12 protein-coding genes are annotated in these 12,514 nt (G+C 55.1%); 4 read left to right on the top strand and 8 right to left on the bottom strand.

Annotated features, from left to right (window positions below; genetic code table 11):
- Positions 1 to 60: 60 nt before the first annotated feature.
- The 5 genes from K2F33_RS08000 to K2F33_RS07980 form a co-directional block, all read right to left on the bottom strand.
- Positions 61 to 1,239: an MFS transporter gene (locus tag K2F33_RS08000; protein WP_318672271.1), complete on the bottom strand. Its 1,179-nt coding sequence runs from the start codon at positions 1,237 to 1,239 to the stop codon at positions 61 to 63.
- 324 nt (positions 1,240 to 1,563) lie between these two features.
- Positions 1,564 to 2,235: a peptide-methionine (S)-S-oxide reductase MsrA gene (locus tag K2F33_RS07995; RefSeq protein ID WP_263881378.1), complete on the bottom strand. Its 672-nt coding sequence runs from the start codon at positions 2,233 to 2,235 to the stop codon at positions 1,564 to 1,566.
- Positions 2,236 to 2,256: 21 nt separating this feature from the next.
- Positions 2,257 to 2,763 carry a DedA family protein gene (locus tag K2F33_RS07990; RefSeq protein WP_076173067.1) on the bottom strand — a complete coding sequence of 169 codons (507 nt, stop codon included), beginning with the start codon at positions 2,761 to 2,763 and terminating at the stop codon, positions 2,257 to 2,259.
- A 139-nt stretch (positions 2,764 to 2,902) separates the two neighbouring features.
- Positions 2,903 to 4,003: a threonine aldolase family protein gene (locus K2F33_RS07985; protein ID WP_263881377.1), complete on the bottom strand. Its 1,101-nt coding sequence runs from the start codon at positions 4,001 to 4,003 to the stop codon at positions 2,903 to 2,905.
- 238 nt (positions 4,004 to 4,241) lie between these two features.
- A complete protein-coding gene (locus tag K2F33_RS07980; RefSeq protein ID WP_263881376.1) occupies positions 4,242 to 5,144 on the bottom strand; it encodes a hypothetical protein in 903 nt (300 codons plus the stop codon).
- 164 nt (positions 5,145 to 5,308) lie between these two features.
- Between K2F33_RS07980 and K2F33_RS07975 the strand changes: the two genes are divergently transcribed.
- Positions 5,309 to 6,046 (top strand): response regulator transcription factor, encoded by a 738-nt coding sequence (locus tag K2F33_RS07975; protein ID WP_089549320.1) that lies wholly within the window; start codon positions 5,309 to 5,311, stop codon positions 6,044 to 6,046.
- Positions 6,024 to 7,433: a sensor histidine kinase gene (locus K2F33_RS07970; protein ID WP_263881375.1), complete on the top strand. Its 1,410-nt coding sequence runs from the start codon at positions 6,024 to 6,026 to the stop codon at positions 7,431 to 7,433. The genes K2F33_RS07975 and K2F33_RS07970 overlap by 23 nt, the downstream gene beginning before the upstream one ends.
- Before the next feature lie 41 nt (positions 7,434 to 7,474).
- Here K2F33_RS07970 and K2F33_RS07965 read toward each other — a convergent pair whose 3' ends face one another.
- The 3 genes from K2F33_RS07965 to K2F33_RS07955 form a co-directional block, all read right to left on the bottom strand.
- A complete protein-coding gene (locus K2F33_RS07965) occupies positions 7,475 to 8,074 on the bottom strand; it encodes a response regulator transcription factor (protein WP_089549322.1) in 600 nt (199 codons plus the stop codon).
- A complete protein-coding gene (locus K2F33_RS07960) occupies positions 8,071 to 9,213 on the bottom strand; it encodes a sensor histidine kinase (RefSeq protein WP_244879397.1) in 1,143 nt (380 codons plus the stop codon). Before K2F33_RS07960 ends, K2F33_RS07965 begins: the two co-directional genes overlap by 4 nt.
- 69 nt (positions 9,214 to 9,282) lie before the next feature.
- Positions 9,283 to 10,341: a Delta(5) desaturase DesA gene (locus tag K2F33_RS07955; RefSeq protein WP_076173074.1), complete on the bottom strand. Its 1,059-nt coding sequence runs from the start codon at positions 10,339 to 10,341 to the stop codon at positions 9,283 to 9,285.
- A gap of 237 nt (positions 10,342 to 10,578) precedes the next feature.
- On the opposite strand from K2F33_RS07955, the gene K2F33_RS07950 reads away from it, so the two are divergent.
- Both K2F33_RS07950 and K2F33_RS07945 read left to right on the top strand, forming a co-directional pair.
- Entirely contained in the window at positions 10,579 to 11,547 is a 969-nt protein-coding gene (locus K2F33_RS07950; RefSeq protein WP_076173075.1) for a hypothetical protein, read from the top strand.
- A gap of 204 nt (positions 11,548 to 11,751) precedes the next feature.
- Positions 11,752 to 12,495, top strand: coding sequence for an MBL fold metallo-hydrolase (locus K2F33_RS07945; protein ID WP_263881374.1), 744 nt, complete (start codon positions 11,752 to 11,754; stop codon positions 12,493 to 12,495).
- The last annotated feature ends 19 nt before the right edge of the window (positions 12,496 to 12,514 follow it).

The following is a 12,514-nucleotide window of genomic DNA, read 5'->3' as shown; positions in this document are numbered from 1 at the left end:
GGGTCATACACGCTCAGCATGGATCATACACGCTCAGGATGGCAGCCGCAGCCGCAACCGTCACGCCAGCCTCCGGTATGCCTTCCTGCCAAGAAAGAAGCAGACGATAGCGGCTCCCAGGCCCAGCGCTACCACCGGACCCGCGACCCAAGGATTGTACAGCACGGTGGAGGTGGCGCTGATCACGGCTCCTCCCATGCCTGCCCCCGCCGCCAGGCCTAAATGCGTCACCGACGTATTCAAGCTGAGTACGAGATCGGAGGATTCCGGCGCCTGCTGGATAAAGTAAGTTTGAATGGCTGGCGCGGTTACAAACATGGCAAACATCATCACGCCGATCAGAATGAGGTCCGGAACGAGCCAGGAGGAAAAGGCCGGCAGCAGCGCCAGAGCCGCGGCATGGACGAGCAGACCGGCCAGCAGAATACGTACGGCCCCCCACCGGTCCACGGCGTAGCCTCCCAGACGGGAGCCGATCACCCCGAGGATGCCGAAGCCCAGCATGGTCACCGCCACGCCTGCGGCGTTCATGTGAAGTACGCTTTGCAAAAACGGGGTCATATAGGTATACATCACCGAATTCCCGGTCTCCCGGAACAGCGTAATGAACAGAGCACTCACGATAACTCCGCTGCCCAGCAGGCGCAGCTGGCGTCCCAAGGAGACGGGCTCATCACCGTCCACGGCCGGGAGAAGCCGGTAAATCGCCGCCATGATCAGCAGGCTCAGCGCTCCCAGCAGGACGAAGATCATTCGCCAGCCGATCCAGCCGGTAATGGCGATGCCAAGCGGGACCCCCAGCACCATGGCCAAGCTGAAGCCCAGAATAATGGTGCCGATGGCGCTGCCGACCTTCTCCGCCGGGACGAGCTTGGCGGCGGCGCTGAACACGACCACCAGGTACACGCCCGATCCGATGCCCAGAATGATGCGCGACGCGATCAGCAGGACAAAATGGGTGCTGGCGAAGGACAGTCCACAGCCGGCTGCGAAAACCAGCAGCGAACCCAGCATCACCTTTTTTCTCCCGAGACGGGAGGTCAGCGAAATCAAGACCGGCGTGCCGATCGCAAAAGCTAAAGAATACGCCGTAATCAGCTGCCCCGCCGCACCGACGGAAACGTTCATATCACCGGCGATCTCACTGAGCACGCCGCTGACGATCAGCTCCGAAGTGGCCGTCAGGAAAACGCCCAGCGTCAGTAAATAAATATAGAACCGATTCATTCGTTGGATCATGTTCATACCCTCCATATATACGACCGGCAGCCGGTGGATCCAAGGCATGGCCGGCACATGCCTTGGTGCACCCTGAAGCCGATACTCATAGAATCAATGAGCGCAAGACCGGTACAGCGCCGGGCCACGTCTGGCACATCAACGTGCACCGTTCTTTTCGCTTGATTGAATTATATGAAAGGTACAAACAAATCGTAAGAACGCAAATGATTTGGAGATAATCCTACCATTTTGACTAACTAACAATTTGTAAGTGAATCATACGTTTATACAAAAAAACCAAAGGAGCCTGTCCTCCTTCGGTTTTTTTCTGTCCGTTATATATCACCATTTAATCCGCTTGGCCGTTTCCAGTTGCAGGCTTCGCTCCTCTTCCGCGAGTGGCCAGGTATGGATCTCTTTTTGTATTCGCTCCAGGCTCGTGTATCCTTTGGCTAGTCCGTTCAGCCTGGCGGCCAGCGTGGAACTCACCAGCTCTCCATGCGTCGGATAGAGCCGGCTCAACTGCTCGATCGCATCCGGATGCCTTTTCAAGTAGTATTTCTGGTGGCGGTCTTCCGCCGGGTACCAGGCCGTAAGGGGAGCGATTTCCGTATCCGGCCGTCCTTTGCCCTGCTCCCCGCGCCGGGCCAGAACCTGGTGAATCGCCTTCAGCTGTCCATCACCGCGATAGAGGAGCAGCGACAAATACTGCCTGCCTTTGTAATCGTTAATATTAAAAGGGTTATGATTGTCCCAGAACGCGTTCAGCATGTCGGAAAAGGAAATGACGCCAGGGTCATACACGACCTCGACCGTCTCTGTATGATCACCCATGTTGCGGTACGTTGGGTCTGATGTCGTTCCTCCTCCATAGCCAACCCGCGTCCGGATCACCCCAGGCATATGGCCGAACAATGCCTCCGGGCTCCAGAAACAGCCCATCCCCAGCGTCACTATCTCCGGAGCAACACCTGACTCTTGAGAATGATCGGATCCGGAATCCTGTATGCGCAATGGTTTCACCCCCTTCAACATTTAGGCGAACATCGTACTGATATCGTCGACCTGGAGGCCGAGCGTGCTGCCGATCAGAAAATACAGCAGCGTCCACACGAACGCCGTCGTGTAAGAGACCAGGGCAAAACGGCGGTAAGCCATCCCTTTCATGCCGACGGCATACGGCGTCACGTTTCGCAGAACAGGCAGGAATACGCTGATGCACATGGCCATATTGCCGTATTTCCGGTTCAGCAGCTCCGCTTTATCGATATACCTGGCCATCCTCTTGGACCTGGTCAAACGGTCGAGCAGGCGGCTTGCCGCCAGACGGCTGACGACAAAGCCGACAGTCAAACCTGAACAGATCCCCAGGTAAATCGTGATAAACGAAGAGACCGGTGCCAGATGCCCCGTCCCGGCAAGCACCCCGCCGATCATGACCACCACCTCGTTCGGAAGCGGGAGGCCAATAACGCCTAAGCACAATACGAAAAAGAACGCAAAATAACCCACCTGCTCAATGAGTCCCATCAACGTATCCATACTCTTTCGGTTCCTCCCATACCCAGCAAAAATAGTCCATGCTGAAGCCCTGAAGGCACGCTGCCAGACAGGCCCCCCTTTTAACTTATGCCGCCTTCCGGTCCGTTGAGAATCCCATCCTCAACAGTTTGACCCTTTCTTAGCCCAGCTCTTCCTTCAGCTTCCGGTCAAGCGCCCGGAACGCGTCCCGGATCCGTTCTTTGGGCACCTTGGCATACATGTCCCCGATGCTGACTTCATAGGAGGACTCCGAATCCCCGTTATCTTTCACATAATGATTCAATTGAATGCCTGTTTCGCTGATGATATCCACCAAGAGCGCTTCGAGCCGCTCTTTGCCAAGCTGAATATGGACGTGAAACATATTCGAAACGGGAACGGCCGGCCTTGTGCTGACGCCGTGGCATTCGTTATAGTGCGCGGCAAGCTCTTTGGCATCCTCATAATACTGCTCCATTCGTCCAATCCGCCGGTCAAAATAGTAATCGGCGCTGACTACATACGGATACAGGCTGAACAGATCCCCGCCGTGCCGTCTCTTCCATACCTTGGACCGCTCTGTAAAATCCGGGCTTCCCGCCAAGATCGCACCGGAAATGCCTCCGATGCCTTTATAAAAAGAAACATAGACACTGTCGAATAGCGAGCAGATTTCCGCGGCGGTTTTTCCATAGTAAGGCGTAACCTCGAACAGTCTCGCTCCATCGAGATGCAGGCGGATGCCCTTTTCACGGCAATAGGCGGAAATCGCTTCGAGCTCGCCGTAGTCCGGCAGCTGACCGCCGATTTCGCGCTGGGGCAGCTCCAGCAGGAGACAGGAAACGTCCTCCGTCATCCGCTCAACGTCCTCCAGCCGGATCAGGCGATCCTTGTCCGCCAGAAGCACCGGTTCAATATGATGCAGCTCTTTTAAACCGTCCTCTTCGTGGATTTCCAGGTGGCACAGCGGGTGGTATGCGACCTTCTTCACCTGCTTCTCATCGCACCAGATCCGCAGCGCAATCTGCTGGGCCATCGTCCCGCTCGGGAAAAAGACAGCCGATTCCTTGCCCAAATACGCCGCCATTTTGTCCTGAAAATCCTCTATCACCTTGCCTTTGCCGTAGGCATCGCCACCGAGGGACCCGTCCACCTCCCGGAAGGCCTCCTTCAGCACCTCCAGATTTCGGGGACCGTGCCCTCCCAGTACATATTCTGCCTGCTTGCCTGCTTCTGCCAATGATATTTTACCCGTATTCATTCGTCCGGACCGACTCCCTTTCAACTCGCGCATTGCAACCGGACCATTACTTACGTCCGGGCGTTCACGTGACATGTTCAACAACGATCGTTGTTTGCTGTCTTTAGCATACTAAATCTTGAAAGGGAGATGCAAAATTTTTTGCACGCGCAAACAGTCCCAGCTCCAGCCGGGGCTGGAAACAGGGACTGCCTTCATATCTCCTCTATGTGTCTGTACGGACTGCTCAACGAAACAATTAAGATTTAGCCGCCGCTTCAAGCTCCTTGATCTGCGCCTTGTATTGAACGAGCAGCTTGGCGAGCGCGTCCTTGATGGCCGCCTCGTCCTTGGACTCCACGGCGTCATGCAAAGCGATGTGGGCCTTCATAAACGCAATGGCGGACTCGCTTGCTTCCTTGCTGACGGCAATGCTCACAGTTTTGGAATGCTCTGAGTCGCCTGCCGCCGCCGGCTCAGTCTTAGCCGCCTCTACCTTCAGGGCCCCCAGCTTGGAGATGATGACCTTGGCAGGTCCGAGCGCCTTGGCCTCATCCACAGGTTTGGCTTGTTCCGCCGCTTCGGATTTCACCAGCTCCTTGATCTGGCCCAATACCTCAGCTTTGTCCAATTCCAGGATCTGGCCTGGCACCTCGGCTTTATCGAACACCTTGATCTGACCCGGCACATCGGCCAGCTCCAGATCCTTGGCCTGACCCAGCACCTCGGCCGCCTTGTCCTTCAGCTTATCCAGGATTTCGATCCGGATCTTCTCCCCCGGAATTGCCGCTGCCGGCTGAAGCGTCTCCGTAACCGGAGAAGCTTCGCCCGCTTTTACTTTCGCTGCATCTTCCACCGGAACCGCTTTGATTATGCTGAAGAAGCGTTGGCCTTCTCCTGCCACCTTTTTGAACTGCTCCAATGTCTGCTTCCAGTCATCTACGGTGTCCGGCGCATATTTTTGGGCCAGCTCGACCGGATCTGCAATGGCGGATTTCATAACCGCTCCCTTGATTGCCGGTATCGCAGCTACCTTGGCTGGAACATCGGAAGGAACCTGGGGCTGTTCACTCGCGTCTGCATTTGTTACGGCCGGGGCCGCTACGGCGGACATGAGCAGCGCAGAGGCGACCGTCTTTTTAAACCATGCGTTTCGAATCATTGATTCAGCACTCCTTTAATTCGGATATGGTGTTACATGTCCCAGTCTACGGAACGATTGTGGCAGCCCGCGGGTGAAATTATGGAAAAACAATGGCAGAGCTCCATACGCAGGCGCCCGCTTGATATACTGGAGATGAATTTCCAATCCGGGAGGTACATGGGATGAACAACAGTTACGTCATCGCCGTGGTCGATGATGATGTACATATAAGGGATCTGGTCGAGGCGTATTTACAAAAAGAAAACTACCGCACGGTCGGCCTCGGCAGCGCCGAGGAAGCCTGGAATCTGTGGCGGACGTCACCGCCGGACATGTGGGTCCTGGATATCATGCTTCCGGGCATGGACGGCTACGAATTTTGCCGGCGGATCCGGCAGGAGGCGGAAGTGCCGATCATCATGATCTCGGCCAAAGACAACGAGGTCGATAAAATATTGGGCCTGGAGCTGGGCAGCGACGATTACCTCGTCAAGCCATTCAGCCCCCGCGAGCTCGTCGCGCGTATCAGACGGCAGCTCCAGCGCTGGTACAAGCTGAGCGGATCCGGGGATGCCGCAGCGGGACTGTCCCATCCGGCCCGGATCGAAACGGGAGGGCTGCAGCTGATCCCCGACGAACGGCGCGTATTCTGGCACGGGGAAGAAGTGGACATGACCAGCAAGGAGTTCGCGATGCTGCAGGTGCTGGCCGAGCATCCGAACCGCGCTTTCACGCGGGACGAGCTGCTGACCCGGGTCTGGGGCGACGACTATTTCGGCAGCGACCGGGCGGTCGACCACTTGATCAAACGGATGCGTAAAAAGCTGGAGCAGGTGCCGATCGAAGCCATCTGGGGACATGGCTACCGGTTAAGACACGAAGGAGGAGACGCTCACGATGAAGCTCGTGCATCAGATTAATTTGGCCTTCGGGATCGCGCTGCTGCTGGTCCTGTCCGTTACGGCCGTGGTGATCCATTTCGTCCTGCTGGACCACCTGATCGGCTCCCAGAAGGAGGACCTTAAGGCCATGGGCGCCGTCATATCCGCCAAGCTGCGGGTCGACAGCATTCAAACCGTTGCGGCGGAGCTGTCCACAGCCCCTGCCCTGCCGGTTAAAATGGCGGAAACCAGCGGAGTTGCGGCCATTTTTACGGATATCCAGGGAAAAAGCATGCCCGTGACCGCCCCGAATCCCGCCATGAAGATCGCCGAGGCCGTGAAGGGCGTCTCCGGCGAGCAGGCTTTCAAGGACATTGTAGAGGGGACGGACAAAAGGTTTATCACGTCCGTAAGCATCATGCCCCAGGGGACGCTTACCCTGCTTACGCCGGTGAGCCGGGTCAAGTCTATTGAACAAGCGCTGCTGAAACGGCTGCTGATCATTTTTGGCGTCGGGGGGGCATTCATGGTCGCATTCAGCCTGTTTATTACAAAGAAGCTGATCCGACCGCTCATGAGCCTTCAGGAGGAGCTGATCAAGGTCAAGGAGCGCCGGTTTTCCGAGGTCCGCTTCGTCAGAGCCGGAGGCGAGATCGGCTCCGTTGCGGAGTCCGTGTTTGACATGGCCGGGGAGCTGGACCGGTTTAACCATGTGCAGAAGCAGTTTTTCCAAAACGCGTCGCATGAGCTGAAAACCCCGCTGATGTCCATCGCGGGTTATGCGGAAGGCATTCGTGACGGGGTATTTGAAGGTGAGCGCATCCGCAAAGGCCTCGATATCATCATCAGCGAAAGCGGCAGGCTCAAGAAGCTGGTGACGGAGATGACCCTGCTCGCAAAACTGGACAGCGAAGAGGATGTATTCCGCAAAAACGCTGTGTGCCTGCAGGAACTGATCACCGAAGCTTCGGAACGCATGAATCCGCTGCTGGTCAAGAAAGGGATCCGGCTGCAGATCGATTACGCCCCGCCGTCCGGGCCGTTCGAGGTCGTGGCCGACCGGGACAAGCTGCTTCAGGCGCTGCTGAATGTCATGTCCAACGCTGCCCGCTATGCCGTTGAGCAAATGAATGTACACGCCAAGGTCGTGGAGGGTCGGATCGAAATGACCATCAGCGACGACGGGCCCGGCATTCCGGATAAGCTTCTCCCTTTTCTTTTCCATCGGTTCGTAAAGGGCAAGGACGGGGAGTCCGGCCTGGGGCTGGCGATCTCGCGGGCGATTGTGGAGCGTTGCGGCGGGATCATTGCCGCAGGCAACCGGCAGGAAGGCGGGGCTGTGATCTCGATGAGCTTTCCGACAGCTCCAACGGCTGCAGGGTCCAATACAAAAATGCCCCCTGGAAACGGACCCGGTAAACCTTAAGGTTCATCCAAAATCCATTCCAAGGGGCCATCGGGATCGAATCATTTGAACCAGCCCTTCTCTTTAAAACGCGTGATGGCTTCCACCCGATTCGTGACTTGAAGCTTATCCAGAATGACGGAAATGTAGTTCCGGACCGTTCCTTGCGTGATATCCAATTGACTGGAGATTTCCTTTGTGTTCTTGCCATCGGCAATGAGGCCAAGCACGTCCTTTTCCCGTGGGGTAAGCGGGTTCTCTTGCCCGGAAGCATCGTCGACGAGCTCTGTCGCATAAATCCGTCTGCCCGCCACGATACTCCGAATAGAACTTGCCAATTCTTCGCTGGGGCTGTCTTTTAACAAATATCCATAGGCCCCGGCCTTAATGGCCCGCTCGAAATAGCCAAAGCGTGCAAAGGTCGTCAGAATCATCACCTTGCAGCCGCTGCCTTTCAGTTCCTCGGCCGCTTCCAGACCGCTTTTTCCCGGCATTTCAATATCCATGATACAAACATCCGGCTTCAGCTGCTGAACCAGCTTCACGGCATCCTCGCCGTTGCTCGCTTGGCCCACAACCTGCATATCGTGTTCCAGATTGACCAGCGAGGCAAGCGCGCCCCGCACCATTCGTTGGTCCTCGGCTATAACGATTCGGATCATATGATGACCTCCTTATCCGGGTGTTTAACGGCGTTCGGCACTTTAATGATCACCTTCGTGCCCGGATCGATGCCCGAGGCGATTTCCATGCTGCCGTTTACGAACTCCAGCCGTTCTTTCATTCCGCGCAGACCGCTTCCTCTGACCAGGGCCGAGTCCGTCTGGATTCCAATCCCGTTGTCGATGATCTTCATCGTCAGCTCGGTTGCAGACGACTCGATGACAATCGAGCAGACGGTGGCGCCGCTGTGTTTGACTACATTCGTCACCGCTTCTTTCAGGCACATGCTCAGCACATTTTCAACCAGAAGCGAGGTATTGCTGAGTATCGGGTCTCCTGCTATAACAAATTCAATCTCGGCCGCCTTAAGGATCTGCTTGATGCGGAACATCTCATCTTCGAGGCGCGTGCCGCGCATTTGCGTGACCATGTCCCGCACTTCTTTCAAAGCATTTCTTGCCGTTTGACGCACATCGTTGATCTCGGACTGCGCTTGAGCCGGGTCTGTGCTGATTAATCTGCCGGCCAAATCGCTCTTCAGCCCGATAAGGGACAGCTTCTGACCGAGCGTATCATGAAGGTCGCGGGCAATCCTTTGACGTTCCTCCAGCTTCACCAGTTCGGAAATCCGCTTATTCGCATCCTCCAGCTGTACCTCAAGCTTCCCTCGTTTGTTCCGATAGTATGTGGTGACAGGCAGCAGAATCACCGCGATCAGACTGATCAGAACGAACGGGATTTGGGTAATCATGACGGGATCCTGCGTCACATATTCATAATTCACCGTAACCATTGTCGTAACGAGGTGAATCGTATACAGCGTAACGAATCCAACCCGGTGATGAATATTTCCGATAAAGAACGCAACGAAGAGCGCGAAATAGACATATCCAAAGATCAGGGTCATGGCCAAGGATATCAGAATCTGAATGGACGTCCAAAAATACAACCACCAGCCCTTGGATACAAACGACAACACATAGCAGCCGAAAAACGCCAGAATCATCAGGGTGCCAAACACTACATGAACCGTGGACGAAGAACGAAATATGAAGTAAAAAGGGAAAATATAAAAGATGACCCATACATAAGGACTCAGTCCTGTGCTCCTGTGAAAAATTTGGTACCATTTCTGCAAGGCCGATGCCCCCCGACGTGCGAACGATAGTTTTTCCTTGTAGTTTATCATAAACGCCGGATAACAGCGCTATTCCCCTTGTATGCTTGCTCTGCTGGCTTTGATCGGTTTAGCTCCACGCTCGGTTTGCTGCCGACCAAGTTTGATCTGCTTAAAGCTGACAAATGTTTTGTTCTCCTCATCCCACAGCCGGAATTTAAGAGAGGCCAAGCTCGTCGCAAGCGTAATTGTCGTAGCCTTCTGAAGCGGTGGCGTCGAATTATGCGCCTTCTCCAAATTGTAATTGGGCACCTTCGGGCTCAAATGGTGGACATGATGGAAACCGATATTGCCTGTGATCCACTGCAGCACCTTGGGCAGCTTGTAGTACGAGCTTCCTTCCACCGCAGCTTTTACGTAGCTCCATTCGTCCTCATTTTCAAAGTAGGAATCTTCAAACTGATGCTGCACGTAAAACAGCCAAATGCCCAGCATCCCGGATACGAATAAAATCGGGAGCTGTACCATCAGGAACGCCTCCCAGCCTACCGCCCAGCACATCACTGCATACAAACCGACAATCGCTGCATTCGTCACATGGGTGTTGATGCGTTCCTTCCGCTTCGCTCCTTTACGGTTAAAACGGTACGATATGACAAACACGAAGATCGGCCCGAGTCCGAGCATAACAACCGGGTGGCGATAGAAACGGTAAGCGAGTCTCCTCGTCCATGACGCCGCGGCATATTCATCCACGGTCATCACCCACATATCGCCGATCCCCCGTTTATCCAGGTTGCTGCTCGTGGCATGATGAATGGAGTGCTCGTTCTTCCACTGCTGGTACGGAACAAGCGTCAGAATCCCCGTAATCATACCGATGATTTCATTGGCCCGCCGATTCTGAAAGAAAGAATAGTGACAGCAGTCGTGAAAAATAATAAAGGTCCGAATGGCGAATCCGGAAGCAATCAGGGTTATAGGAATCGTTATCCAATATGATACGGATAAGCTTAAATATGCGGCGTACCAGAGTAATAACAGAGGTCCTAAGGTTGTCACGACCTGTATGATGCTCGATTTCGTATTGCTTTTCTCATAGGGGGCCATTTCTTTTTTTAGATTGGTGACCTTGGTTTGTGTTTTCATCTGTCTTCCTCCCTGAATGAAGCATGCCGTCATACTCGGGGCTTCCGAGGACGTCTTCTAGCCTAAGTATAGAAAACCAGACCGTCACCGAGTAGTCATGAACATCAGGTAGGGAGTATGACAAACGTCATATGAAATAGTACATCTCCTCTTGCGAAGAAACGACCTGTAGGCGGGTGTCACCTCGGGCTCCATGTGAATAGGTTATAGTATTAAATTCAAATATGGAGGTTCCCCATGATTACGAATGGACATCCGTACGGGCCGTGCTGGCAGCCATGCGTGGACCCGTATGCTTATGCTTACAACCAGCGATCCTCTTATCCATACGCCCTTCCCTATACGTGGCCCCAGTACGTTTATCCGGTTCCTTATCGCACGTACTACGCATACGACACAAACGGGCAGCTCAACTCCTATCCTTATCCGTTTGCTCCTATCACTCCACAGCCGTTCCCCTATGATTGGAACCGGGTTGAACCTACGCCCCAAGGCTACAAATTCAAGATTAATCCTGCTACCGAGAAAACGGAGCTGGCAAAGCCCGAGAATACGGCAGTCAAACCTGAGGCCGTAAAGGAAGCTCCCGTGAAAAGTGAAGCGGCCAAAAGCGAACCCGTCAAGGAAAAGGCCAAGAAAGAGGAGCCAGTGAAAAGCGAAGCCGTAAAGGGTGAGCAAAAAGCCGAATCCACCAAAGGGATTCAGATGAACACCTCCATGGAAATCGGCGGCAAGCACGGCGTTGGAGTTAGCGCCAGCGGCCAGATGGACAGCACCGGCGTCAGCACCCAAGCTGGCACACATGTCGGCGGCGAATCTTACGGACTTGGCATGCAAGGTGAAGCCGGGGTAAGCGGCAGCCACGGCCTCAGCTTCGATACCGGCGCCCAATTGGGTGGCAAGTACGGCCTTGGCGTCCATGCCGACGGTCATGTCGGCATCAAGCAGGGAATCGGCTTGAATACGGAAGCCCAGCTTGGCGGAGATCACGGCATCGGTGCCTATGTGAACAGCCAGGTTGGCGGCGGGCAGGGGGCCGGCGTCAGCGCAGGTGCGCATGTGGGCGGCGATCACGGTCTCGGGGCGCATGCCGGGGCGCAAGTTGGCGGCGGTAAAGGTGTCAGCTTTAAGGTCGGCGGCAATGTCGGCAGCCATGACGGCGAGCTCGGCCTGAACTTTGGAGGCTCCGACAAGAAAAAATCCTAACGTTTTGCGAGTATAGCGGGAGGCCCATGGGCCTTGCCGCTTTTTTTATGTGGGGTCCGGTCCCTTCGCTGCCTGGTCCGGGAAAGTTTTTTTCGAGCGGCACGCTGTTCACGTATCCTTACGCCCGCTTGGATCGTTATTCTGGTAGGGAGATGTATCTTCTCAGCCCATTCGCTATGAACTGACTATAAAGGAGGTGTTCCCTTGATCATTGAACATGGTGCAATCATGCTGGAACTGCAGATTGACGGATTTGGCGGCCCCCAGACGTTACACCCTACGCTTGTTTGGGACGGACAAGACGCGGTGCTGATCGATACCGGTACGCCCGGCCAGTGGGGGCAGATCCGGAACGAAATGGAGCGGCACGGCGTTCCGGCAGAGCGACTGCGGGCCATATTGCTGACCCATCAGGATATCGATCATATCGGCAGCCTGCCGGAGATTCTGGAGGAAGCCGGATTCAGCATCAACGTATACGCCCACCCATTGGAGAAGCCGTATATCGAAGGCGAGCTCCCACTAATGAAGGCCACAATGGAGCACATGGCCTGGCAGCTGGAAGGCTTGCCGGAAGGTGAGCGCACGCAGATCGTCTCTTTCCTGATCGCTAACCTGCCTAAGGGCAGGGTCGATCACACGCTGGAAGACGGACAGGTGCTGCCCTATTGCGGAGGAATCGAGGTAATCTATACACCGGGACATACGCCGGGACACCTCAGTCTGTATCTGCACCGGAGCCAAACGCTGGTTGCCGGGGATGCGATGTTCAGCGTTAACGGCAAGCTGATGGGACCCCACCGCCCTTCCACGCCGGATATGGACGCGGCGGTACGTTCGCTGCAGAGGTATCTGAATTACGAGATCAAGAACGTCATTTGTTATCATGGCGGATTCGCCCGCGGCGCCATTCGGGCTCAGCTTGAAGCGCTGGTGGGTATGGACTGATCCCCATCGGCTGGAACAA

Source organism: Paenibacillus sp. PSB04, assembly GCF_025809195.1.
Lineage (GTDB): Bacteria > Bacillota > Bacilli > Paenibacillales > Paenibacillaceae > Paenibacillus_AQ > Paenibacillus_AQ favisporus.
Note: the sequence above shows the minus strand (reverse complement) of the source record. Positions and strands in the feature narration are given on the sequence as shown.